At 43.0% G+C, this 24,203-nt stretch carries 27 protein-coding genes; 14 read left to right on the top strand and 13 right to left on the bottom strand.

Annotated features, from left to right (window positions below):
* Positions 1–37 precede the first annotated feature (37 nt).
* The 7 genes from FPZ43_RS00500 (at position 38) to FPZ43_RS00470 (ending at position 7,092) form a co-directional block, all read left to right on the top strand.
* Positions 38–2,515: a DUF5686 and carboxypeptidase-like regulatory domain-containing protein gene (locus FPZ43_RS00500; RefSeq protein ID WP_261380922.1), complete on the top strand. Its 2,478-nt coding sequence runs from the start codon at positions 38–40 to the stop codon at positions 2,513–2,515.
* A gap of 32 nt (positions 2,516–2,547) precedes the next feature.
* Positions 2,548–3,267 carry a CDP-alcohol phosphatidyltransferase family protein gene (locus tag FPZ43_RS00495; protein WP_146379894.1) on the top strand — a complete coding sequence of 240 codons (720 nt, stop codon included), beginning with the start codon at positions 2,548–2,550 and terminating at the stop codon, positions 3,265–3,267.
* Positions 3,257–3,853: a DUF4833 domain-containing protein gene (locus FPZ43_RS00490; protein WP_146379893.1), complete on the top strand. Its 597-nt coding sequence runs from the start codon at positions 3,257–3,259 to the stop codon at positions 3,851–3,853. The genes FPZ43_RS00495 and FPZ43_RS00490 overlap by 11 nt, the downstream gene beginning before the upstream one ends.
* A gap of 4 nt (positions 3,854–3,857) precedes the next feature.
* Positions 3,858–4,484, top strand: a complete 627-nt coding sequence (locus FPZ43_RS00485; RefSeq protein WP_146379892.1) for a sterol desaturase family protein — start codon at positions 3,858–3,860, stop codon at positions 4,482–4,484.
* Complete coding sequence (locus FPZ43_RS00480; RefSeq protein ID WP_146379891.1) at positions 4,477–5,412, top strand: phosphatase PAP2 family protein; 936 nt, start codon at positions 4,477–4,479, stop codon at positions 5,410–5,412. The genes FPZ43_RS00485 and FPZ43_RS00480 overlap by 8 nt, the downstream gene beginning before the upstream one ends.
* Positions 5,413–5,629: 217 nt before the next feature.
* Complete coding sequence (locus tag FPZ43_RS00475; protein WP_146379890.1) at positions 5,630–6,412, top strand: hypothetical protein; 783 nt, start codon at positions 5,630–5,632, stop codon at positions 6,410–6,412.
* Between the two features lie 119 nt (positions 6,413–6,531).
* On the top strand, positions 6,532–7,092 hold the full coding sequence (locus FPZ43_RS00470) for a CAP domain-containing protein (RefSeq protein WP_146379889.1): 561 nt from the start codon (positions 6,532–6,534) through the stop codon (positions 7,090–7,092).
* Positions 7,093–7,104: 12 nt separating this feature from the next.
* On the opposite strand, the gene FPZ43_RS00465 is transcribed toward FPZ43_RS00470, so the two are convergent.
* The 6 genes from FPZ43_RS00465 to FPZ43_RS00440 all read right to left on the bottom strand — a co-directional run bounded on the left by FPZ43_RS00465 (position 7,105) and on the right by FPZ43_RS00440 (position 13,625).
* Entirely contained in the window at positions 7,105–7,389 is a 285-nt protein-coding gene (locus FPZ43_RS00465) for a DUF1456 family protein (protein ID WP_146379888.1), read from the bottom strand.
* Between the two features lie 2 nt (positions 7,390–7,391).
* Complete coding sequence (gene fabF / locus FPZ43_RS00460) at positions 7,392–8,630, bottom strand: beta-ketoacyl-ACP synthase II (RefSeq protein WP_146379887.1); 1,239 nt, start codon at positions 8,628–8,630, stop codon at positions 7,392–7,394.
* 67 nt (positions 8,631–8,697) lie between these two features.
* Positions 8,698–9,378, bottom strand: coding sequence for a pseudouridine synthase (locus tag FPZ43_RS00455; protein ID WP_146379886.1), 681 nt, complete (start codon positions 9,376–9,378; stop codon positions 8,698–8,700).
* Positions 9,378–10,208 (bottom strand): MBL fold metallo-hydrolase, encoded by an 831-nt coding sequence (locus FPZ43_RS00450; protein ID WP_146379885.1) that lies wholly within the window; start codon positions 10,206–10,208, stop codon positions 9,378–9,380. The genes FPZ43_RS00455 and FPZ43_RS00450 overlap by 1 nt, the downstream gene beginning before the upstream one ends.
* A 415-nt stretch (positions 10,209–10,623) precedes the next feature.
* A complete protein-coding gene (locus tag FPZ43_RS00445; RefSeq protein ID WP_146379884.1) occupies positions 10,624–13,017 on the bottom strand; it encodes a M1 family metallopeptidase in 2,394 nt (797 codons plus the stop codon).
* A gap of 29 nt (positions 13,018–13,046) precedes the next feature.
* Positions 13,047–13,625 (bottom strand): HupE/UreJ family protein, encoded by a 579-nt coding sequence (locus tag FPZ43_RS00440; RefSeq protein WP_146379883.1) that lies wholly within the window; start codon positions 13,623–13,625, stop codon positions 13,047–13,049.
* Positions 13,626–13,689: 64 nt separating this feature from the next.
* Here FPZ43_RS00440 and FPZ43_RS00435 point away from each other — a divergent pair, with 64 nt between their 5' ends.
* The 3 genes from FPZ43_RS00435 (at position 13,690) to FPZ43_RS00425 (ending at position 16,362) form a co-directional block, all read left to right on the top strand.
* On the top strand, positions 13,690–14,214 hold the full coding sequence (locus FPZ43_RS00435; protein WP_146379882.1) for a DUF6702 family protein: 525 nt from the start codon (positions 13,690–13,692) through the stop codon (positions 14,212–14,214).
* A gap of 279 nt (positions 14,215–14,493) precedes the next feature.
* A complete protein-coding gene (locus FPZ43_RS00430; protein WP_146379881.1) occupies positions 14,494–15,093 on the top strand; it encodes an exopolysaccharide biosynthesis polyprenyl glycosylphosphotransferase in 600 nt (199 codons plus the stop codon).
* A gap of 126 nt (positions 15,094–15,219) precedes the next feature.
* Positions 15,220–16,362, top strand: coding sequence for a putative sensor domain DACNV-containing protein (locus FPZ43_RS00425; protein WP_146379880.1), 1,143 nt, complete (start codon positions 15,220–15,222; stop codon positions 16,360–16,362).
* Here the strand turns inward: FPZ43_RS00425 and FPZ43_RS00420 are convergent, their stop codons facing one another.
* The 5 genes from FPZ43_RS00420 to FPZ43_RS00400 form a co-directional block, all read right to left on the bottom strand.
* Complete coding sequence (locus FPZ43_RS00420; RefSeq protein ID WP_146379879.1) at positions 16,363–16,647, bottom strand: GNAT family N-acetyltransferase; 285 nt, start codon at positions 16,645–16,647, stop codon at positions 16,363–16,365.
* Positions 16,648–16,658: 11 nt separating this feature from the next.
* The gene (locus FPZ43_RS00415) at positions 16,659–17,285 is read right to left on the bottom strand and encodes an alpha/beta hydrolase (RefSeq protein WP_146379878.1); all 627 of its coding nucleotides are present in this window, start codon (positions 17,283–17,285) and stop codon (positions 16,659–16,661) included.
* 3 nt (positions 17,286–17,288) lie between these two features.
* Positions 17,289–18,224, bottom strand: coding sequence for a ring-cleaving dioxygenase (locus tag FPZ43_RS00410; protein WP_146379877.1), 936 nt, complete (start codon positions 18,222–18,224; stop codon positions 17,289–17,291).
* Positions 18,225–18,257: 33 nt separating this feature from the next.
* Positions 18,258–19,112: a pirin family protein gene (locus tag FPZ43_RS00405; RefSeq protein WP_146379876.1), complete on the bottom strand. Its 855-nt coding sequence runs from the start codon at positions 19,110–19,112 to the stop codon at positions 18,258–18,260.
* Positions 19,113–19,334: 222 nt separating this feature from the next.
* A complete protein-coding gene (locus FPZ43_RS00400; RefSeq protein WP_146379875.1) occupies positions 19,335–19,916 on the bottom strand; it encodes a Crp/Fnr family transcriptional regulator in 582 nt (193 codons plus the stop codon).
* A gap of 89 nt (positions 19,917–20,005) precedes the next feature.
* On the opposite strand from FPZ43_RS00400, the gene FPZ43_RS00395 reads away from it, so the two are divergent.
* Positions 20,006–20,800: an NIPSNAP family protein gene (locus FPZ43_RS00395; RefSeq protein ID WP_146379874.1), complete on the top strand. Its 795-nt coding sequence runs from the start codon at positions 20,006–20,008 to the stop codon at positions 20,798–20,800.
* A 50-nt stretch (positions 20,801–20,850) separates the two neighbouring features.
* Positions 20,851–21,114, top strand: coding sequence for a hypothetical protein (locus FPZ43_RS00390; RefSeq protein WP_146379873.1), 264 nt, complete (start codon positions 20,851–20,853; stop codon positions 21,112–21,114).
* Between the two features lie 18 nt (positions 21,115–21,132).
* Here FPZ43_RS00390 and FPZ43_RS00385 read toward each other — a convergent pair whose 3' ends face one another.
* Together FPZ43_RS00385 and FPZ43_RS00380 are read right to left on the bottom strand one after the other, a co-directional pair.
* A complete protein-coding gene (locus FPZ43_RS00385) occupies positions 21,133–21,564 on the bottom strand; it encodes a CBS domain-containing protein (protein WP_146379872.1) in 432 nt (143 codons plus the stop codon).
* A gap of 144 nt (positions 21,565–21,708) precedes the next feature.
* Entirely contained in the window at positions 21,709–22,329 is a 621-nt protein-coding gene (locus tag FPZ43_RS00380) for a YhcH/YjgK/YiaL family protein (RefSeq protein ID WP_146379871.1), read from the bottom strand.
* Between the two features lie 210 nt (positions 22,330–22,539).
* On the opposite strand from FPZ43_RS00380, the gene kduI reads away from it, so the two are divergent.
* Together kduI and FPZ43_RS00370 are read left to right on the top strand one after the other, a co-directional pair.
* Complete coding sequence (gene kduI, locus FPZ43_RS00375; protein ID WP_146379870.1) at positions 22,540–23,370, top strand: 5-dehydro-4-deoxy-D-glucuronate isomerase; 831 nt, start codon at positions 22,540–22,542, stop codon at positions 23,368–23,370.
* 11 nt (positions 23,371–23,381) lie between these two features.
* A complete protein-coding gene (locus FPZ43_RS00370) occupies positions 23,382–24,197 on the top strand; it encodes an SDR family oxidoreductase (protein WP_146379869.1) in 816 nt (271 codons plus the stop codon).
* The last annotated feature ends 6 nt before the right edge of the window (positions 24,198–24,203 follow it).

The raw sequence follows: 24,203 nt of genomic DNA, 5'->3' as shown, positions 1-24,203 counted from the left end.
CTTACTGCTTATCTCACTTTTGGCAAGTAGCACATTATTGGCCCAAACAGTTGTTACCGGTACCATTACCGATGCATCTACAAGGCAGCCGCTACCATATGTAAGCGTTGCATTTTTGGGCAGCAACGTTGGCGTCACCACAAACGTACAGGGGCAATACACCATCAGATCCGCCCAACCATATACACAGTTAAAAGTTAGCTACATCGGCTACCGCGAAGCGGTTTACCCTGTCAAAGGCGATAAGGTACAAACCCTCAACATCAGGCTGGCACCAACATCAACCCAGTTAAATGAGGTTACTATTAAAACAGCAAAAAAGCCTAAGTACGACAACGAAAACCCTGCTGTAAAACTGATACGCCAGGTAATTGCAAACAAGCCTAAAAACCGCCCTGAGGCATACGACTATGTTGAGTACAAGGAGTATGACAAGATGCAATTTTCGCTCAGCAACATCTCCGAAAAAACAAAACAGCGCCGCATATTCAGGAAATACAGGTTTATGTTCGAGAATAAAGACAGCGTTACATACCCAGGTAAGAGCTTGCTGCCCATATTTTTAAAAGAACGTGTGACCGAAACCTTTTACCGTAAAAATCCGGAAGTTAAGCGCGAAAAGTTATTGGGCGAAAAGTCGGTAAACTTCGGGCCCGGTTTTGATACTGAGGGTATTGGCCAGTATTTTCAACAGTTATATTCAAAGGTGGATATCTATGATAACAGTAGCTTGTTGCTCAACCGTGAGTTTATTAGCCCTATAGCTAATGATGCACCAACGTATTACAAGTATTTTATTGTTGATACCGTAGTGGCCGATAATGGCAAAAAGCTTATAGAACTAAGCTTTACGCCGCGTAATACCAATAACATTTTATTTGAGGGCGAGATATTTATTACGCTTGATGGCAACTATGCTGTGCAAAAGGCAGCATTAAATGTAAACAACAACATTAACGTAAACTTTGTACGCAGCATGCACATCGACCTGGATTTTGAGCCAAGTACCGATGGGCGCTATCACCTGCAACGAAGCAATACTTATGCAGACTTCGGCATAACCGCCAAGCGTAAGAGCGGGTTGTTTGGAGTGCGTACACTTACCCGTCGAGACTATGCCATTAATAAACCACGGGCTGATACTACTTACTTGCCTCCTGTTGAGACAGACAATGAAGATCTGAAACACCGTCCGGAAAGTTTTTGGGCAGCCAACCGTTACGATACCTTAAGCACGGCTGAAGCCAGAGCTTACAAAAATATAGACAGCCTTACTCACATGCCTTCCTTTAGGCGCACTGCGGATATTATCAATTTATTATTTGCTGGTTTTAAAAACTTTGGTCCGTTTGAAATTGGACCGGCAAGTGCGTTTTACAGCTTCAACCCAGTAGAAGGTTTTAGGCTGCGTGCCGGTGGACGTACCACTGCCGACTTTAGCCGTAAAATATTTTTTGAAGGTTACGGCGCTTACGGTTTTAAAGATAAACGCTGGAAATACTTTATTGCCTCTACCTGGTCGTTGAACGGAAAAAGCATTTACCGCTTTCCGCAGCACTACATCAGGGCAAGCTTTCAGCGTGATACAAAAATTCCCGGTCAGGAGTTACAGTTCGTGCAGGAAGACAACTTCCTATTATCATTTAAACGCGGCCAAAACGATAAGTATCTGTATAACGACAACTACAGGATAGACTACATTAAAGAGTATGAAAATCACTTTTCGTACACTGTAGGCTTATCAAAACTTACACAGACGCCCGCAGGTAGCTTATACCCTTTCATAGGTTCGCAAAACAATATTTTTAACAATCTTACCACGTCCGAAGTATCATTTGGTGTGCGTTATGCGCCAAACGAAAAGTTTTACCAGGGTAAGTTGTTCCGTACGCCTATCCGCAATCAGTACCCTAAAATATCTTTGGATTACACCATGGGGTTAAAAGATGTTTTAGGAGGCGATTATAGCTATCAGCAGTTGAAATTCAGGCTCGATAAACGCAACTACGTGGCTCCATTTGGTTTCAATGATATCACGGTTGAGGCGTCGCGCACATTTGGTAAGGTTCCCTACCCTTTGTTGAACATACATCGTGGTAACCAAACCTTTTCTTACGTGATAGATAATTTTAACCTTATGAACTTTTTGGAGTTTGTGAGTGATAAATCTGCCAGTGTAATTGTCGACCATCATTTTGGCGGTTTCTTCTTTAATAAAATACCTTTATTTAAAAAGCTTAAGTGGCGCGAAACCGCTTCAGTAAAAGCACTTTTTGGTGGGTTGGATAGCAAAAATAATCCATCGATCCACCCCGACCTGTTTCAATTCCCGAAAGATGGAAATGGCGAGCAAATCACATACGGCCTGGGCCGTACTCCTTACGTTGAAGGAAGTGTGGGCATCGAGAACATTTTTAAATTTGTAAGGATTGACGCAGTGAAACGATTTACCTACCTGGACAACCCCGACGTAGCCAAATTTGGTGTAAGGGTTAAGATCAAATTCGATTTTTAAAATGGTAGGAATTTATTAATTTTAACTTGAAAATGGCACAGGAAACATCAGTACGCACAAGCCTACAGCTTGGTATTTATAAGATCATTGATCCTTTTGTTAAACTATTGATTAAGATCGGTTTAACACCAAACGCCGTTACATCTATCGGCTTTATATTAAACGTAGGTGTTGCAGCAATTTTTATTATCGGTGCCGAAGATGGCAACCGTGGCGATTTTGAATATGTAGGATGGGCAGGTGGCCTTATTTTATTTGCCGGCCTTTTTGATATGCTCGACGGGCAGGTTGCACGTTTGGGTAACATGAAATCGGTTTTTGGCGCATTGTATGACTCTGTGCTTGACCGTTACAGCGAACTGATCATGTTTCTGGGCATTTGCTATTACCTGGTTGCGCATCATTATTTCTTAAGCTCTATATTCGCTTTTATAGCACTTATCGGCTCAATGATGGTTAGCTATGTACGTGCCCGTGCCGAAGGCCTGGGTGTTGAATGCAAAGGCGGCTTAATGCAAAGGCCAGAGCGTGTAATCACCATCGGTGTATTCGCCATTGCCTGTGGCATTACATCATCATACATTGGCGGCGACTATAAATTGTACATTCCCGGCTTAAAGTTCCACGTATTTGAAACAATGTCGGTATTTACTTTCCCTATCACCTTACTTGCTGTATTAACCAACTTTACCGCCTTTAAAAGGTTGACCGATGCCCGGAAAGCACTTTCTGAAACTAAAGATGAGCAATAGTTTATTAAAAACCGCCGCGGTTGCGTTATTGCTTTTTGCATTTATATTCCCGGCGAAAGCACATGTAGCTGTAAGCCTGCCTAACGGTGCTGCTGCTGATACAAGTAAAAAGAAGCCTTTGGTTTTTCCGGTACCTCCGGCTGATGCTAACCGTTTGTTTTACCTGCAGCGTACATCAAACATCAATACCATAATCTACGATTTAAACGTTGATAAAGGTACGGGCCTGCCTGATGCCGACGAACCTGTAAAGGCTTACTGGATACGTTACAACGAAAAAGGCCAAAAAGAAAACCTGAGTTATGTACAACGCAAGTTTGCTTACGGAATAGTTTCAAAAAAACTGGCCGACAACAAATTTGATATCAGATTTGTGTCATACAAAAAATTTCCGCTCACTTTGATGAAGGCTGCCGACGGAAAATATCATATCTTCGCGACTGTTTCGCAAAGGCAGATGATACTGCATAATTTATTTGTAAAGATAGAGGGTGGTTCTTTCTGGTTGCCAAATGTGGTGTACGTAGAATTTAAAGGCACCGACCCTGTTACAGGAAAAGAAGTTACGGAACGTTTTAAACCCTGATATTATGGCAAAAAACTTTGTATCAAACTCACAGGAATCCGTGAGGATGTTTAAAAGCGATTTTTTAGAAAGCTTATCAAAGGTACATTACGTTGTACCCATTATAATTTTTGTACCGGTTATAGCCGTTTGCACCTATTTTGCTTTTGATAAAGGCCTTGGCTTTGGTACTTATATAGGTATGTTTTTAGCCGGCTTATTTATCTGGACGCTTACCGAATATGTTTTGCATCGCTTTATATTCCATTTTGTGCCTAAAGCACCGTGGGCTTTAAGGCTGCATTTTATATTTCATGGCGTGCATCATGATTACCCAAGCGATGCGAAGCGTTTAGTTATGCCACCATCTGCAAGTATACCTTTGGCTACCGGCTTCTACTTTTTATTTAATGCCCTTTTGCCAACGCATTATGTACTCGGTTTTTTCCCGGGCTTTATTTTAGGCTACCTTGTTTATGATATATCACACTATGCCATACACCACTTCAACTTCAAAGGCGGCTTTTGGAAAAGGATTAAACAACACCACATGCTTCATCATTACCAGGATCCTACCAAAGGATACGGTGTAAGCTCTCCCATATGGGATAAAATTTTCCGTTCAGATTTCATTAAAAAGCAAAATGGCTAATGCTGAACCCGAGAGTGTTCAGATCAACGCAAAAAGCATAGGTATTGTATCTGCACTGTCAATTGTTTATCTACTATTGTCATGGGTGCTGGTTGGCTATAAGAGCGATCAGCTGGTGCTTATAGGCATTTTCAACGTACTTTTTTACGCGTCGGTAACTACACGTAAGTTTATACTTGGCTTCAGCATCTTCATTGTGTATTGGATAATTTTCGATTACATGAAGGCCTTTCCAAACTACAACTACAAAGCAGTAGCTATAGGCAGCCTTTACAATACCGAAAAGCATTTGTTTGGTATTAACCTAAACGGCAGGCTGCTTACGCCTAATGAATATCTGGGCCGCATTAATAACCCGTTTGTAAATGTTACCACCGGCTTATTTTATTTATGCTGGATACCTGTACCATTGTTTTTTGCTGCTTACTTGTTTTTTAAAAACCGCAAGCAGTTTATTTACTTCGCGCTAACCTTTGTGCTGGTAAACATGCTGGGTTTTATTATTTACTATGCCTATCCGGCCGCACCGCCATGGTATGTACAGATGTACGGTTTCAAATTTGTGCCTCTTACACAAGGGAACATGGCTGGCCTTGCCCGTTTTGATAATTACTTCCATATCGACCTTTTTAAATCAATTTATACTAAAGGGTCAAACGTGTTTGCAGCTATGCCTTCGTTGCATTCGTCATACCCGGTAATTGTGCTTTATTACGGTATAAAAAACCGCTTGGGCTGGGTAAACTTATTTTTCGCTATCGTAATGGTAGGAATATGGTTTACAGCTGTGTTTGCAAGCCATCATTACGTACTGGATGTACTTGCAGGTATTAGCTGCGCCTGCCTTGGTATAGCGATTTTTAACTGGGCTCGTAAACAGCCTGCCATAAGCCAACTGCTTAACAGTTACGAAAGCGTAATCCGGTAAACTTCTTCTTATTCCTTTTGTAGGCTTTTTAATACACATCCAATAATATCAGCCAGATTGACACACAGCTGAGTAATGTTTTCCACGTAAATGTAATAGTTACCAACACTTTAAGTATAATTACCCTCCGTAGAGTTGTAGCTATGGCAATATAACAGAACACTTACGAAATAGGCATACAATTTGTTTACCAGTAAATAAGTTAGTGCTTATCCCAATGAAGAAACTATTAACACTCGCCATACTCCTTTTAGCCGGTTTACAACTTTTTGCTGCCGACACCCAGTTAGACAGCCTTAAAATGAAACTGCAACAAAACACCAACGATACCTTAAAGGGACAGATCTATACCCAAATTGCATCTCAGTATTTAAAGTATGATACTATAGCCAACAGGCGTAAAAAATTCTATTACCAAAGTGAGGCCCTAAACTACACCATGCTTGCACTGCACAATTACAGCAAGTATGAAGATACTACAGGCCTTCGTGTTAGTTTCGATAACTTGGCAAAGGTTTATCACTCGCAAAAGAAATATAGCCAGGCTAAATGGTTTATTTTACAATCGAGCTATTTATCGCGTGTAAAAAAGGATATACCTAATCTTGTAGCCTCATTGATTAAACTTTCAACCATTAAAATGGACTTGAAAGATTACAAACTTGCCATGCGCGACCTTAACGAAGCGCTTAGTTTATCAACCGCAAATAAAATTCCTAAGTTGGAGTCTGCAGTGCAATTGAATTACTCCTTCCTGTACAACCGTATGAAAGATTACGAAAAGGGTACAATAGCGCTTAAGCGTTCGCAAGCAATTGACGAGGATATCAAAAAAGATGAGGCAGCGCAGATATTAGCTATGCAGGCGGGGCAAGATTCTATACAAGCGCGTAAAACCGACTCTGTTGTGAGCAGCAAAAAAAAGTCATACGTAAGCACCAACAAGAAAAAGATCCTACGAAAAACGCTGCCATCTCCAAAACGATTGGCCTCGCTATAACCTTTACTGCAGCTATTTTAATTGTGGTGATTTTGATTTACTTCTTCAAAAGAACCCGGTGAATAACACACCGGCAATAAATTAAACCCTGTGCCGTATTTAATGTCATAACATTCGACATGAAAAAATATTTATTAGGCATAAGTTTTATAATTTCCGTTGTATTGTTTACTGCTTTCACGAATAGTGATAACAACGCATCATTTAAAAACGAATTTTTGAGTTTAATTAATGATACCCGTACAAAGGGTTGCAAATGCGGTAGCACATACTATCCGCCCGCTCCGCCCCTTGTATGGAATGATGATCTTGAAAAAGCTGCAGAAGGTCACGCCAGAGACATGGCCAAGAAAAACTACTTTAGTCATGACAGTAAAGACGGGCGCAGCATGAGCAGCCGCATTATCACTGCCGGGTATATTTTTAAGGGCTTTAAGAGCTTTGCAGTTGGCGAAAATATAGCCTTTGGCCAAACAAGCATTGCCGAGGTGACCGCAGGTTGGTTTAAAAGCGAAGGACATTGCAAAAACCTGATGAACCCAACATTTAAAGAGGTGGGCGTAGCAGAAAAGAACAAGTATTGGGTGCAGGATTTTGGCGGCCGCGAATCTTTCTCACCCGAACAGCAGAAGTTGATAAAAGCAGGTAAATACAAATTAATACAAAAAAGCTCCTTATAAGGGGCTTTTCATTTATGGCTTGCCTTGCGGCGGCTTGCTATTATCTTTCTTGTCAGTAGTTGGCTTAGGTTCTTTTTTGGGCATTGGGCCGCGTTTGTAAATTACCAAGCCGTTTAAAAAATTGCGCAGCAATTGATCTTTACAAAGCATATAGTTTGGATGATCTTCCGCCCTGAAGATCGCGCTTAACTCCGTTTTAGTGGTGCGGAAATTGGCTAGTTTTAATATCTCGATTATATCATCGTCGCGCAGCTGCAGCGCCACGCGTAGCTTCTTCATCACTTCGTTATTGTTCATAACTATACTTTTTTAAATATTACAACACCATTGTGTCCACCAAAGCCAAAGGTATTGCTTAAAGCAGCATTTACGTTTTTCTTAAGTGCTTCTTTTATCACTATCTGCAAACCGGCAGGAACTTCAGGATCAATAGTTTCGGTATTGATGGTTGGCGGTACAATTCCATCTGTTATTGCTTTAATGCTTACTATGGCTTCAACCGCACCTGCGGCACCCAACAAGTGGCCCGTTACAGATTTAGTTGCACTGACATGCAGATCGTTATTACCCTCAAATACCGCACTGATAGCTTTAGCTTCGCTTAAATCGCCAACGGGTGTTGATGTTGCATGGGCGTTCACATAGTTGATATCAGCCGCATTCAAACCGGCATCATCAAGCGCCCGTTTCATACCTTCAATAGCTCCTTTGCCTTCAGGATGGGTTGCTGTTATATGGTATGCATCAGATGTCATGGCAGCACCGCCAATTTCGGCGTAGATGTGTGCTCCACGGGCTTTTGCATGTTCATATTCTTCCAACACTAACACGCCGGCACCTTCGCCCATTACAAAACCATCACGCTCCACATCAAATGGTCTTGAGGCAGCTTTAGGGTCATGATTACGGGTTGAAAGCGCTTTAAGCGAGTTATAGCCACCCATTGACGCTTCGCTGATGGGCGCATCAGATCCGCCAGTTACAATGATTTTAGCTTTGCCAAAACGGATATAATTAAACGCATCCATAATAGCTGTATTGGCACTTGCACATGCAGAAGCAGTTGAAAAATTAAGCCCCATAAAACCAAATTTAATGGAGATAATGCCGGCCGCCATATTCAACAACGTTTTAGGTATAAAAAACGGGTTGAAGTGGGGCTCGAAGCCGCCTGCCGCAAATTCGCGGTATTGCTGTTCAAATGTTTCAAAACCACCCTGTGCCGAGCCAAATATTACGCCAACATCAAACGGGGACATTTGGTTGATTTCAAATCCCGAATCTTCGATGGCCTGCTTAGCGGCAATAAGCGCGTATTGTGTATATAGGTCGCTTCGTTTAATATCGTTCCTGTCAAGATGCTGCGTTACGTTCAAGTTAGTTATCTGCGCAGCAAATTGTGTTTTAAAATTCTCAGGGTTATAGCGCGTTATAGGTGTTGCTGGGCTGTTGCCCTCAACTATATTATTCCAAAATTCTGCAACGGTATTACCGGTAGCAGATACAACACCCATCCCGGTTACAACAACTCTTTTCATCAATTATTTACAATGTATTTTTTAGCCCCGCAAAAGTACGACCACTAATGAATAAAACAGCATTTTTTTAATTCCATCCCATCAAATTCATTACCTGCGAAAATTCGGGCTGTAAGGGGGCATCAATAGTAATTACTTTTTTACTTACCGGATGTTCAAAACAAAGCTGCGACGCATGTAAAAACATAGTTTCCATTTGCCATCGGTCTTTAAATAACTTGTTCTGCTTATTGCATCCGTGCGTTCTGTCGCCTATAATCGGGTGGAAAATATGGGCAAAGTGTTTCCTGAGCTGGTGCATACGGCCGGTCTCGGGCTTGGCCTCAATCAACGAATAGCGTGACGTAGGGTGCGCACCATGCGGTACATCAAGTTCAGCGCGCTGCAAAGTTTTGTAACGTGTAAGGGCTTCCTGCAACGTACCATTCTCTTTACGTAAGGGATAATCTATCTCCCCTTCATCATCTGTGAAACCACGTAATATGGCAAGGTATTTCTTGCTGACCCTGTTCTCCATAAAAGCCTGCTGCATAGCAATCTCAGCAGGTTTATCAAACGCAAATAACAGCAAGCCACCTGTTTTACGATCAATACGATGTACAGGGTTTACCTTCTTTCCTATCTGATGGCGAAGCAACTGCAGAGCAAACTCTGAGGCATCGGCAGCGATGGACGACCGATGCACCAGCAGCCCATGTGGTTTATTAATGGCGATGAGGTACTCGTCCTGGTACAGAATATCAAGCATCAGCTTAAAACAAATTGAAGTTGGCCGGTAATAAAATTAGGCAATACCTCTTTGGCAATAGAACTCCCCGGATTAATGCAGTAAACCTCGCTCTCCACATATCGTGATGCAACGCTTACATGCGTATTACCTGCATGCTGCGCAAATAACTGCTGAGCCAATTGCGGATCATTGTTATCTTTTGACAGGTGCGCCAGCAACACGTGGCTCATGTAGTTGGGCTTATGGTTGATAAAAAGATCAAGCGCCTGTTTGTTAGACAGGTGACCTTTGCCACCGCGTATTCGCCTTTTCAGGTAATATGGATACCTGCCCTGTTCAAGCATTTGCTCATCATAATTAGCCTCCAGAAAAACCGCATGGCATTGGTTAAAATGTTTTATCAGATGCTCGCATGTAGCGCCGATATCTGTAAACACACCAATCCTTGTATCGCCATCGGCAATCATAAAGCTGGTTGGTTCGGCAGCGTCATGATGTTTTGGAAAAGCCGTTATAACCAGGCTTCCTATTTGCACGGAGCTGTATGCCTTTAGCGGCATGCAAAGCTCACGCGGCACATCGCCGCAATGATGAACAGTACCATCGGTAACGTAAACCGGTAGCCTGTATTTTTTTGCCAGAACAGCCAATCCGCGAATATGGTCGGAATGCTCATGCGATATAAAGATAGCCTTCACTATTTGCATAGATAGCCCAAGCCGGGCCATACGTTTTTCGGTTTCTCGGCATGATATACCTGCATCAACAAGCACAGCTTCGCGCTCGTTACCAACGTAATAACAATTGCCGTTACTCCCCGAATTTAATGACGCTATATAAACAGGCATAAAGTGCGAAAATAAGGATAATTGCCTACCGTTTGCAAATAATATTAGCAAAGATAATCGTCATCCGTCAAATTGCCTATAGTGTATCAATCGCTAAATAATTGAAAATTAATGTGTATTATTATCTTTGCGCCTTTTAAAGGCATATACACTCAGCCGCTGTTTTGTGAGATTATCGATAACCTTACTATTAATTTTTGTCGCTTGCCTGCGCATATTGGAGCAGGCACCAAACATTTAACAAGGAACGGCAAAATACTTTCCACGGGTGTTTACTATTATGTCATTGATCTACGTAATGGGAAAGACAAACGCTCGGGCAGTGTAACGATATTGAAATAGCTAATCACAGTTATACAAAACAAAAACGCCATGCTTTGTAAGCATGGCGTTTAGACATCCGATAAGATATAATTTATTTTGCTTTTGAAACCTGCATTGGGTTAACACCGGTTGACTGTCCACGAACCGGGCCGCCTGTACGTTGTTTAAACAATTGGAATTTTGATGGCTCAGGCATCTTACCCCAATAGTTGTTGCTCTCATCAATATCAGCAGTTTCGCGCATTGGGTCAAGTTTGATTGAGGCTACTTCTTTATCGTGGATATAGAATTTAGAAGCGGTTTTTTCATTCAATCTCCAAATCTGCGGGGCAATACGATCTGTCCATTTTGTACCATCTTTAAAGGTAAATTCAACAATTACAGGCATTACCAAACCGCCTTTATTGCTAAAGTTAAGCTCGTAAAAATATTTACTGTCGTATTTGCCTTTGTCGGCATCGTTTAATGGTTCAAAGTAAGCGTCGGGTGCCGGCTGGGCTTTTACAATTGCGCTGAACTTAGCAGTGTCAACTGTTACCATACCACGGTCATACTTCCAGTAAAAATCCTGCGTAGCAGTATCCTTATCTGTCTGGAAACGTATGCTCTTATCATTACGGTTACGTACTTTAGAGATATCCTCAAAGCTGTTTACTGCAGGCTGAGCAACACGTGGTGTACGGTTGCCACCCATTGCCGGAGCCTTGGCATCAAGGTTGGCTTTGGCGTATTTAACTGAATCTAACGAGATATCAACAGGATCGGTACCGTAGAACCAACCTCTCCAGAACCAATCCAAATCCTCGCCGCTTGCATCCTCCATTGTGCGGAACAAATCGGCCGGAGTTGGGTGTTTAAAGGCCCAACGGCGTGCGTATTCTTTAAAAGCATAATCAAAAAGTTTACGGCCCATTACGGTTTCGCGCAATATATTTAGCGCAGTTGCCGGTTTAGAATATGCGTTTGGCCCAAAACGAACAATGTTTTCTGAGTTGGTCATAACCGGCTCAAGTTCGTTCTTAGGCAATTTCATGTAATCAACAATTGTATACGCTGCGCCTTTTTTACTCGGGAACTTATTATCCCAAAGCTCTTCGGTAAGGTACTCAACAAACGAGTTCAAACCTTCGTCCATCCATGTCCATTGGCGCTCGTCGCTGTTTACAATCATCGGGAAAAAGTTGTGACCAACTTCGTGGATGATAACACCTATCATACCGTTTTTAGTGCTTTCGCTGTATGTGCCATCTTTTTCGGTACGGCCATAGTTAAAGCATATCATCGGGTACTCCATACCGTTTGATGCCTCAACAGACTGGGCAACAGGATATGGATAAGGAATCGTAAAATCTGAATAGGTTTTAACGGTATGCGCCACTAACCTTGTTGAGTATTTATTGTAAAGGTTGTAGGCTTCTTTACCGTAAAAGCTCATGCACATTACGTTTTTGCCGTTTACCTTTTGGCCCATACCATCCCAAACAAACTTACGTGATGATCCCCATGCAAAATCGCGAACATTATTTGCCTGGAAAACCCATGTCTTCTTCGCGGTTGATGGCGCCTTTTCTGCTTTCTTGGCTTCGGCAAGGGTAACTATCTCAACTGGTGCTGCGGCAGTTTTAGCACGGTTGTAACGCGCCAAACGCTCAGGGCTTAATATAGCGCTGTAGTTTATACACTCGCCTGTACCACCAATAACGTGATCGGCAGGAACGGTCATTTGTACGCGGAAGTTACCAAACGTTAGCGCAAACTCGCCACGGCCTGTAAACTGATGGTTTTGCCATCCCTGGAAATCGCTGTAAACGCAAAGGCGCGGGTACCACTGTGTCATGGTAAATAAATAGTTACCATCCTCAGGAAAAAACTCATACCCCCCGCGGCCGCCAACGGTCATACGATCAGTTATTTTGTAGGTCCAGTCTACATTAAATACAAACTGTTGTCCCGGTTTAAGCGGGGTAGCCAAATCTACACGCATCATGGTTTTGTTGATGGTGTAGCTTAACTTTTTGCCTGTAACATCGGTAAGTTTTGATATCATGATACCAAGGCCGTTATCGGCGTCGCCGTTGCGTGCCTCGTTCTTATCAACATTTTGGGTAGTGGTGGCACGCGGCATACCCGAGCTGCTTTGGTAACCCGAATTGTTAATGCTGCTGTGCTCGTTCTCATCAAGCTGCAACCAAATGTAAGTTAGCTGGTCTGGCGAGTTGTTGAAGTAAGTAATGGTTTCGCTGCCGGTAAGCTTTAAATTCTTCTCATCAAGTTCGCACTTGATGTTGTAATCGGCGCGCTGTTGCCAGTATTTTACACCCGGTGCACCGCTGGCAGTTCTTTGCTCATTGGGTGTGCTCAAAATAGTGCCCAACTGCTCAAACTTGTTACCGTGGTTACTGCCAGGGTTGTTATGAATATCCTGTGCGAGGGCGGCACCGGTTACGCATAACGAAAGAAAGATACTCGTAAAAATTCTCTTCATGTTATGGGGTTTAATAGTCAAATTTAAATTTAAAACGGCAACCTTTCAAGCGCCATTTGTACTGATAATGAAAAAACTGCGGCAGAGATAAAAAAACCCCAGTCGCGGCGGGCTATATGCAGGTATTTAAAACAAATTAATGCCAGGGTAAGTATAACGGCAACTACAACAATTTGACCTGCCTCAAGCCCAAGATTAAAGCCAAGCAGGCCCCATCCTATTGATTGATCGCGAGCCAGCATAATGCGAATGCTGTTGGCAAAACCCATCCCGTGTATAAGGCCAAAACCAAGCGCAAGGTAGTAGTTAACCATAACGTTTGCCTGTTTTGCATTTAGCCTTACTATATTACTGACAGCAGTTATTACAATGGTACAGGGTATTAAAAATTCTACCCACTTTGTTGGGAATCGTATTACATCAAACACGCTTAAAGCAAGTGTTAAGGAGTGCCCTACGGTAAAAGCGGTAACTAAAATAAGCACCTGCCGTATATTGCTTAGGGTATATACAGCAGCCAGTACAAGTATAAATAACTGGTGGTCCAAAGCATCAAGACTAATGATATGCTTCCATCCCAGCCCAAAATAAAAACCAATATCCGACATAATTTTTTTGGAACGAAAGCGTAAATTTAACAGCTTTTTAATATTAAAGCTTCCCCTTTGCGATATGGCTGCACTTTTAAGTAATTCCCTACTATATTGTTACATTTTAACCGGGCTGCTTAGCTTAACTAACCCGGCTAAAACAACATTTCACCCGCTGCACGTTAGCACCACTGATATCAGCTTAAATCCAAAAGATAACCAGCTGGAAATTACGTGTACCATTTTTACGGACGACTTTGAGTCGGCACTCGAAAAGCAGTTTCACGCAAAGGCCGATCTAAACCGCGCAGACATGCATGCAGCTATGGACGTAATGGTTAAAAACTACGTAAACGCTCATTTACAGATAAAGGCCGGCGGAGCTGCCGTTAAGCCAAACTATCTTGGCTTTGAAATTAATCGGGAGGCTGTAAATGTATACCTGGAATCGGCCAAAATAAACACTCCAAAAAATATGGAAGCTGAAGTGAGCCTGTTGCAAGATCTTTACCAGGACCAGCTCAATATTGTACACATGACAGTTAATGGCACAAGAAAGAGTACCCGACTAGACTACCCGGCTAAAAAAGCGGTGCAAAATTTCTAATATTCATTTATAAATAATATTCTCATTTGCTCTGAAATTATTAAATTCGCAAAGAGATTGCGACTATAACAGGCAAATTGGCAAGACAAAACCGGGACAATCGCTATTTTGACGAAAACAGATTGATGTGTAATAAATAAATTATGATCTTTGTTTAACCCTCAAATTATTGCCAGATTATTATTATTTCAAGTTATGCAGCTAAGTACCATTTTATCATAATATCATCCCCCCTGGTGTTGTGTTCGGACGTTAGCCCTAATTAATATTGATTAATTTATGAATAGAAGCCATACGCTTAAACGTTTATTGGATATTATTGTAAGCCTGATGGTGATTGTATTTATACTATCATGGCTGATGCCTATTCTTGTGCTGATGATTAAAGCAGAATCTGAAGGGCCGGGAATATTTAAGCAGGAAAGATCTGGCAGATTCAATAAACCTTTTTGGTGCTACAAGCTTCGCAGCATGCGCCTTAACCCTGCGCTGGCTCATGTGCAGGCAACTAAAAACGATAGCCGCGTTACCCGCGTAGGAGCCTTTATCAGAAAGACCAGCCTTGACGAACTACCTCAATTTTTTAACGTTTTGCTTGGCAATATGAGCCTTGTTGGCCCGCGCCCGCACATGATTGAACATACCGAACGTTTTAGCCAAACGGTTGACCAGTATATGGACCGCCATTTTCTTAAACCGGGCATTACCGGATGGGCACAAATAAATGGCTTTCGCGGTGAGGTGCGTGAGCAAGACCAATTGCAAAAACGTGTAGAGCATGACCTTTGGTATATTGAAAACTGGAGCGTGATGGGTGATGTACGCATCATTGTGAGTACGGTTTTGAATGTGATACGCGGTGAGGAGAATGCATATTAGTACCCCAATATTTATAATACCCCTACTTTAAAATTACAGCGCGCAACTTTATGTCATAATGGTATTTTATGAAGCATTTTGATTTCATAATAAGTATCATTGTATAATTAAATTGCGCGCTTTGTAATGTTATCAGAACCTACCTATCTGCCGGCCCGTATGGTGGCGCCTACAATTGAGGCTCACTTTAAAAGGCATTTGTCTTTGGCCGCACCTTCACCCGGCCGCATATTAGCAACTGCTCCTGCTGCAGAAATAATTGAGTCTGTTTTAGATGTGGCCTTTTGGGCAAGCCTGCAGCGCGAGGAAGGAAAATCCCCAAAAGTATCATTGGCATTACTTGAGCCGTCGCAATCTGACAGGCCGCTTATATTTGGCGATAAACTAAGGCTAACGCCCCGTAACCTGGTTAAGCTTGCACCCGCGGTTGAGCAGCCGGGCATACATCTTGGCGTTTGGCCGGAGGGCGATGACCTTTTTATTTGGGGCACAACCCACAGCGTACCTTCTATATGCTTTGTACTGGAAGTGACCGAGCCGGGCGTACTGGTTATAAAGCACCGACGTATTGATGGATTTGGAAAATTTGTGAACGTGGCTGTTTTAAAGGCAGACCAAATAAAGGTACTTGATGAGGTAACTATGGGCGTGGCCGATTGCCCGCAGCTGCTTGCCTCGCTGGCCAACATGCCCCTGCCCTCTTTTATGGGCGAATCATTTAACGTATTGGTACAACTGGCGGCATCTATGCGACAGCACGGGCGTGGCGGGCTCGTTTTTATTGTACCGCAAGGAACCGACAGGTGGCGAAAATCAATTGTACAGCCTGTTAAATATCCCGTTGTGCCGCCTTACGGTGCAGTTGCCAGCCTGATGGAGAAAAGCCTTGATGAGCGGCAAACGCTCGAGTGGCGCGAATCATTACTGGAAGCAATTGATTTGATTGGTGGCTTCACTGCCGTTGACGGCGCTACTGTGATTACCGAAAAGTACGACTTGCTTGCCTTTGGCGCAAAAGCTGCCCGCGGGGAGCACAATAAACCTGTTGGGCAAATCATCATAACAGAGCCGGTTGCCCAAGCAAAGGCAACGCGTGTACACCCGGCCCAAAACGGCGGCAGCCGCCATTTGGCAGCTGCACAATTTGTAAATGATCAGCACGATGCTATAGCATTGGTGGCATCGCAAGACGGGCAGTTTACTGTATTTGCATGGTCGGCTCAGTTAAACATGGTTCATGCCCACCGTATCGACGTACTGTTACTGTAGTTACGCCTTTAACCGCTCCCACTCCGGATGGCGTTTCAGGTATGATTGGATATATACGCAAAGCACTACCATTTTTAAACCATGCGCCTCGATATACTGAAATGCTTTTTCAACAAGGGCAGCAGCAATTCCGTTTCCTTCAAGCTCAACCGGCACCTCGGTATGGATCAGGTAAATTTTATCTCCCCTTAGCTGGTAATCTATAAAAGCACGTTGGCCCTCAACAAAAAGCTCAAAATTGTGCTTCTCTTCATTATTAACCAGTTCAACATTAGTCAAATCCATAGTTCGCTAAATTATTTGTTAAAAATGTATTGGTTAGCCAACGCTAATTCAACTTGGCTAATGCTATGTGCCTTGCCCTGATAAACCTTTAAGTTGATGTCGGCGTTCATTCTTTTCAAAATGGCCACGCTTGCATCTACCCTTGTTAGTGGCACGTGCGGGTCGGGGTCGCTCGTTGTAATCAGTACGGGTGTGTTTTTAAAGCTTCCCTTGTAATTGTTCATGTTTATCTGCTCGCCAATCAAGCCACCTGTAAAAGCTACCGCGCCTCCATATTGTTTGGCATTGCGGGTAATATATTCAAGCGTTAAGCAGGCACCTTGCGAAAAGCCTGCAAAATAAATCTGCTCTGCTGTAAAACCATCGGCAATGGCTTGCTTAACGGTTTCATCTATGAGGTTGATAGCCGAATCGAGCGCAGGCTGATTATCTTTTACCGGCGCCATAAAACTATAAGGATACCAGCTATAATTTGTTGCTTGCGGGGCGTAAAATGCCATATCCTGTGCGTTTAAATTTTGAGCTAAGCTCATCATATCCTCTGCAGATCCGCCCCTGCCATGAATAAGGATAAGAGCAGCTTTTGCATTGGCGGCCGGTATGCCGCCAATGCGTATTTGTTTGCTGTGTGTGTACATTGCTTAGTCTAATTTTGGTAAAGTAGTTTCTAACGCGCTGCGGTACTGCTCGTACTGTGCAGGCAATTTTAAATGCTGGCCCAATTCTTCAACAGACTCATCAACTGCAAAGCCCGGATTATCAGTAGCCAATTCAAACAAAACGCCGCCCGGTTCACGGAAATACAGTGAGTAAAAGTAGTTTCGGTCAATCTTTTCAGTGATGTGTAACCCCATCGCCGCAATTTTATCACGGAAGTGCATTAGTACTTCTTCGTTTGCAATCCTGAAAGCTACGTGGTGTACCGAACCGCCAGCCACATGGCCCGCAACCTCGCCGGCTACCTCTACCAGGTCAATAATATTTGCACCCTCAACTGCATCTGTTATAAAACGATATCGGTTTACGTGCTGTTCAAGCAACCGATAGCCGAACACATTGGTAAGGATATCCGCCGTAGGCTGCATTTTATTTGTTGTGATGGTTACGTTATGGAAACCTTTGGTTGCATTTTCTGCGCTTACCTCATCTGTTTCCCAAGGCAAACGGGCATCGGGTGTTTTGGATGCGATAAGTTCCAGTTTCAAGCCATCCGGATCAAGCACTGTTAAATACGGTTCGCCAAATTTTTCGGCCACTTTGTTATAAATAACATTGTGTTTCTCGAAACGGTTAATCCAAAAGTCAAAACTGTTTTCGGGCACCGAATAACCTATTTCTGTAGCCTGCCTTGCACCGCGCCTGCCGGTTGCTATTCCTTCCCATGGAAAGAAAGTTAGTATTGTACCGGGCGAACCTTGTTTATCACCATAATATAAGTGGTATGTTTCGGGATCATCAAAGTTTACGGTTTTTTTAACCATGCGTAAACCCAATGTTTTGGTATAAAAATCATGATTACGTTTTGCGTTTCCTGCAATGGCTGTAACGTGGTGCAGCCCTTTTACTATGTCTTCCATTGTGTGTTATATTAAATTGTGAATGTTTTGTTATTAAAAATTTAGTTTTCCAAATAAGCCAGCCTTATAATCGACAATTGCCTGATTAGCTTCTTCAATTGTATTCATTACAAAGTTTTCTTTAGCGGCAACCGGCTCATCAATTGGCTCGGCAGAAAGAAAAAGGATTTGGGCATCTTCACATGCAGTAAGTATAATTTCATCGTTATCTTTCTCAAATACAACAAGCTTATATTGATCTGCCTGCTCCTGGTTTATGGTTACGCTGCCTTTTGCTATGTAAAGCAATGTCCAGTAACCAGATGTGGCGTTGAATTGTACTTGTCTCCCTTTTTCAATTTCTCCTACTATCGATGTTACGGGCGTGTAAGTTTTCAGCGGACCTACCTGCCCGTCGTACTCGCCGCTAGCCAGGAGCAGATTTACACCATCCTGCTGCAATACATTTGGTTGCTGCGATTTGGCGGCTTGCTGATAGGTTGGTTCGTCCCATTTGTTTGCCGCAGGTACATTTATCCAAAGCTGTATCAGCTCTTGCACGCCGCCTTTGTCAAGCATCTCTTGCGTTGGGCCTTCGCTGTGCAATATGCCTTTGCCGGCAAACATCCATTGCACATCGCCTGCCTTTATCACGGCATCGTGCCCGGCGCTGTCTTTATGGTAACCTTCGCCTTGCAGTTGGAAAGTAACCGGCGCAAAGCCCCTGTGCGGGTGCGGATGAATCCTCAGCTTTTGGCCCACCTCAATTTGCTTTGGTCCAAGGTGGTGCAAAACAATGAACGGATTTGCAAACCTGAAATCAACGTGGGGCAACGGTTGCCTAATTGTTTCTTCTTTGGTTATTTGCTTTTCGCGACCTGCCAAAATATGTGTGATCTTCTTTTTCATAACGCCTATCGCTTTTGATATAACAAAGGTACAGGCATGCACAATGCATCCAAATAAGGTAGGTTAAGCGTAAAACTTAATGTAGATTAAGAGGAGTTGGGGTCAGCATTATTTTAAAGCCGTCGTTGCGAGGTACGAAGCAATCTCCAAATGAATAGTTACAAAATTGCATGTCGATGATTGCTTCACTACGTTCGCAATGACGCTTCGAGAGCGCTGCTTCTACTTCACAATTGTATTGTTTAGCATCTTGCTTAAAAACTCGGGCGTTACACCTATGTATGATGCCACTTGCTTTTGGGGAAGAGATTTGATTAGTGATGGATATAGCCCGCAAAAATTACTGTAGCGCTCAATAGCTGAAAGCGTAACGTTATCAATTTGCCTGTATTGATAAGTAGCAATTGCGTTTTGCCCTAAAATGCGGTTAAAGGTTTCAAATTTTGGCAGCTGTTGGTTCAGCTCATCAAAGTCGGCTTTGTTTATATAAATATATTCGCTGTCTTCAATAGCATCTATATTAAGCATAGCTGGCTTGCCGCTTACAAAGCTACGCATATCAACTATCCACCATCCCGGAGGAGCGAATTGCAAAACGTGTTCGGTGCCATTTTTATCAACTGCGTAGCTGCGTAAACAGCCTGCCGTTACAAATATTACTTTGTTGTGCACCTCGCCCTCTTCCAGCACAAATTGCCTGCGTTTTACCTTTTTGTAATGCAACCGGTCAATCAATTGGTCTTGTTCGGCAGCATCAAGCGTAACGTATTTCGCAATGGCGGTAAGTAATAAGCTGTTGTCCATAGGTAATATTACTGCAAGTATATTAAAAAGTAACTTATGCCTGCTAATAACCTTATATTAGCCATACCAACTAAACACTAAAATTGAACATGAAAAGACGCTCATTTGTTAAAGCATCTGTATTTGGCAGTGCCGCTGCCACGGTTTTACCAGCAGCAACACAAGCCATGAACTTAGCCAAGCCCGCAACTGCCGAATATTATGAACTGCGTATTTATCAATTAAAAGACAGTACGCAGCAGCAACTGATTGAGGAGTTTTATAAATCAACAGCCATACCGGCCCTTAATAAATTGGGGGTAAAGCACGTAGGTGTATTTAAAGAAATGAAACCGGAAGGCCAAACAAAGCTTTACGCGCTGATACAATATAACAGCTTGCAGCATTTTGAAACTGTTACTGATACGCTTGCCAACGATGCCGCCTACCAGGCAAAAGGCAGCGCTTACTTAAATGCCCCGGCAAAGCAGCCGGCTTACGAGCGGATAGAAACATCGCTGATGAAAGCTTTTAAACACAGCCCTGTTTTAGAGGCCCCGGGCAAAGGCAACCGTATATTTGAGCTGCGCCAGTACCAAAGCCCAAGCGAGGCTGCAGGTGCGCAAAAAATTGAAATGTTTAATGACCAGGGCGAAATAGATATTTTTAAGCGGCTTGGCTTTAAACCTGTTTTTTGGGGCGAAACACTTATTGGCCAGCAAAGGCCAAACCTTACTTACATGGTAACCTTTGATGACATGGATGCAAAAGCTGCCCATTGGAAAGCATTTGTTGATGATGCGCAATGGAAAAAGATAAGCACTGTACCTAAGTATGCCGACGCCTTGTTAGTTAATAAAATAACATCAACCATGTTGGTACCTGTGGCCTTTTCACAAATTTAATAGCTCTGCTTTTTTTAAATTGGTAGATTTGCAGGGTAACATTTTTAACTATGCAAGAGCCATTTGATGTACTGGTAAACGGAGTTGTTTATTCGGTTTTCCCCGAGGAAAAAGACGTTTACACTATTTTTAAGGCAGGTGTTGAGTTTGGTAAAATTGAAAAGGATACCGAGAATCTGTGGATGAAACTTGATCCCGAGACCGAGCTGCCAATGTTTAATGACGACCCGGAAGTAAATAACATAGGCAAGGCAATAGTTAACTACGTGCCCGAGCCGGATGAAGAGGAAGATGAAGACGAAGATTTTGAATAGATCTTCGTCTTCGTTTTTTTATGATTGTATGTAAACCTGTAAATGCTCTATTGTTTCCTTTTGAGCATGTATGGTCGCATAAACAAGGTCGTTTACAGATATTATCCCACAAAGCTTTTCATCCCTGTCAAATACAGGCAGGTAACGGATGTTGTGCTCGCTCATAAGCACCATACAGGTTTCTATAGATGATTCGGGTGTTATTTTAGGCAGGTTTTTACTCATGATCTCGGCCGCAGTGGTATCATCAGAGTGTTTACCCATCAGGATGATCTTACGGGCATAATCACGCTCAGTCAACAAGCCCATGTAGTGGTCGCCATCACTCACTATAACGGAGCCTATGTTTTCTTCGGCCATTAAAATAAGCACGTTAAAAACGGTGGTATTCGGCGATACGGCTATAACCCGGCCCCCTTTGCGGGCCAAGATGTGTTTAACTTGTTTCATGAAATTGTGGTTTTAATTTGGTTGACCTGAAGTTAATACATAACTACAAGAAATACAACATTTTAAATACAAAAACATCAGCATATAAAAACAATAAAGCCGGATCAACTCATCGCTGATCCGGCCCTCAATATTTAGTGATGGTTACTTGGCAACCCGCACCTTAACGACAACTTTTTTAACAGTATCGAATCCATCGGCCTTTACACCCGGTTGGTGGGCATCGGCCGGAAAAAATAATAAGATTGTGCCCGGTATCGCCGTATAATAGGTGCCATTCGCGGTGTAATTGATCACGTCTTTTGTTGTTTCGTACGGAGCGGTCACCGTCGCAGTAGCAGCTGGGGCCACTCCCATCTGCTCTTTGCCGCGTATTACATATTGCAAATCGATATAGTTACGGTGCGATTCCCACTTGGCGGTTTCCTTATCTTTAGCGGTACTCTCACTTACAATGGCAAATACATTGTCGCCGTCTATTGCATATTTGCCAGGCGGCAGGTTTTGCAGGTTGGTTTCCTTTAAATATTTAAAGGCTTTATCCCACCAAGGTTGTGCTGCATGGTACTGTTTGTAAAACTCAACAGCGTTTATTGATGGATGTGGCTTAACTGCTGCGCCATTGGTCCAACTACCCTTTTTTAGCCATTGAGTGGCCTGCTTTACGGTTACACTGTCGCCATTAACCGCTGCCGAGGCATACAAAGTAGTTAATACAAAGATGAGGCTAAAGCCCAATGCCTTAAGCAAATTGTAAATTTTCATGAGGTTTTAATTGGTTTACCCGCCTAACATAAGTAAAATTGCTTAATAGATAATGCCGGACGTAAAGTTTATAAGCCTGATGCATCTATACCTTGAACAAATTCGCTACAACGTTTGCGTAGAAATATGCAGGGTTTATTTTTTAATAAATACCTATTATGGTACAATTGCTTAATCGTTATCAGTTTTGCTAATTAACCTCTATTTATCTTGAAAGTAATACACGCCGTACACCCCGACGATTTTAAAACCTACCAAACGGATAAAATTCGCGAACGTTTCCTAATGGAAAACCTTGTCCAGCCCGACAAGATCAACTGCGTATACACGCATTACGACAGGATGATCATAGGTGTGGCAAACCCTGTTTACAGGAGCCTGTACCTGGAAGCCTATCCAAGTCTTCGTGCTCAAAATTTTCTCGACCGCCGTGAAATAGGTATTATTAACGTTGCAGGCGATGGGCGGGTAACAGCCGACGGAAAAGTTTATGAATTAAAAAAACTCGACTGCCTTTACATTGGTAAGGATACCCGGGAAGTTACCTTTGCCGCAAATGATATAACTAATCCACCGGTTTTTTACCTGCTTTCGTCGCCGGCGCATAAAACGTATCCAACCGTTTTAATGCCTATACAGCATGCGGCAAAAGTAACAGCGGGCGACACTGCAACCGCTAACTACCGCACCATAAATAAATATATTCATGCTGAGGGCATACAAAGCTGCCAGCTGGTTATGGGTTTAACCATTTTACATGGCGGCAGCGTATGGAACACTATGCCACCGCACGTGCATGACAGGCGCATGGAGGCCTATTTTTACTTTAATCTTGCAGCCGGGCAGCGCGTGTTTCATTACATGGGCGAAGGCCAGGAAAGCAGGCATATTCTTGTTGATAATTATGATGCGGTGGTATCGCCGCCGTGGAGCATGCACAGCGGTGTTGGTACAGGCAGCTATAGCTTTATATGGGGCATGGCGGGCGAGAACATGGACTATACCGATATGGATGCCATCAAGATAGAAGACATCAGATAATACAATAATCTATGGAAAACATATATTCGTTAAACGGAAAAGTAATTGTGGTAACCGGTGGTACGGGTATTTTGGGCAACTCGTTTATCAATGGCATTGTTGCTGCAGGTGGCTCAGTAGGTATCCTTGGTCGCAACAAAGCCGTAGCCGAAGAACGCGCCGAAGCCATCAACACAGCAGACGGGCAAGCAATAGCCCTGGTGGCTGATGTACTTAACGAAGATGAATTAAAACAGGCTAAAGAACTTTTATTAGCGCGATTTGGCAGGATAGACGGTCTTGTAAATGGCGCAGGCGGCAACATGCCCGATGGTGTATTACAACCGGAGGATGATATTTTCAGCATGAGTATGGAGGGCATGAAAAAGGTTATGGACCTAAACCTCTGGGGAACCCTACTACCTACGCAGGTTTTTGGTGAAGCCATTGCTAAAACAGGAAAAGGCAGTATTGTTAATATCTCGTCCATGAACTCCAAACGTGCAATAACCAAGGTATTGGGCTACAACATGGGTAAAGCCGCGGTAGATTGCTATAACCAATGGTTTGCAGTTGAACTGGCCAACCGCTACGGCGACGCTATACGCATGAACGCCCTCGCGCCGGGCTTTTTCCTTACCGAACAAAACCGTAATTTGCTAACCTTGCCCGAGGGCGGCTACACACCGCGGGGCCAGTCTGTAATAAGGCAAACACCATTTAAGCGATTTGGCCACCCCGATGAGCTGATTGGTGCGCTGGTTTGGTTGCTAAGTGATGCATCGGCTTTTGTAACCGGCTCCATGATTTGTGTTGACGGTGGGTTTTCGATATTTGGAGGCGTATAAATACTA

The sequence above is a fragment of the Mucilaginibacter pallidiroseus genome (assembly GCF_007846085.1).
GTDB lineage: Bacteria > Bacteroidota > Bacteroidia > Sphingobacteriales > Sphingobacteriaceae > Mucilaginibacter > Mucilaginibacter pallidiroseus.
The sequence above is the reverse complement of the archived record's forward strand: the minus strand, read 5'-3'. Positions and strand labels throughout refer to the sequence as shown.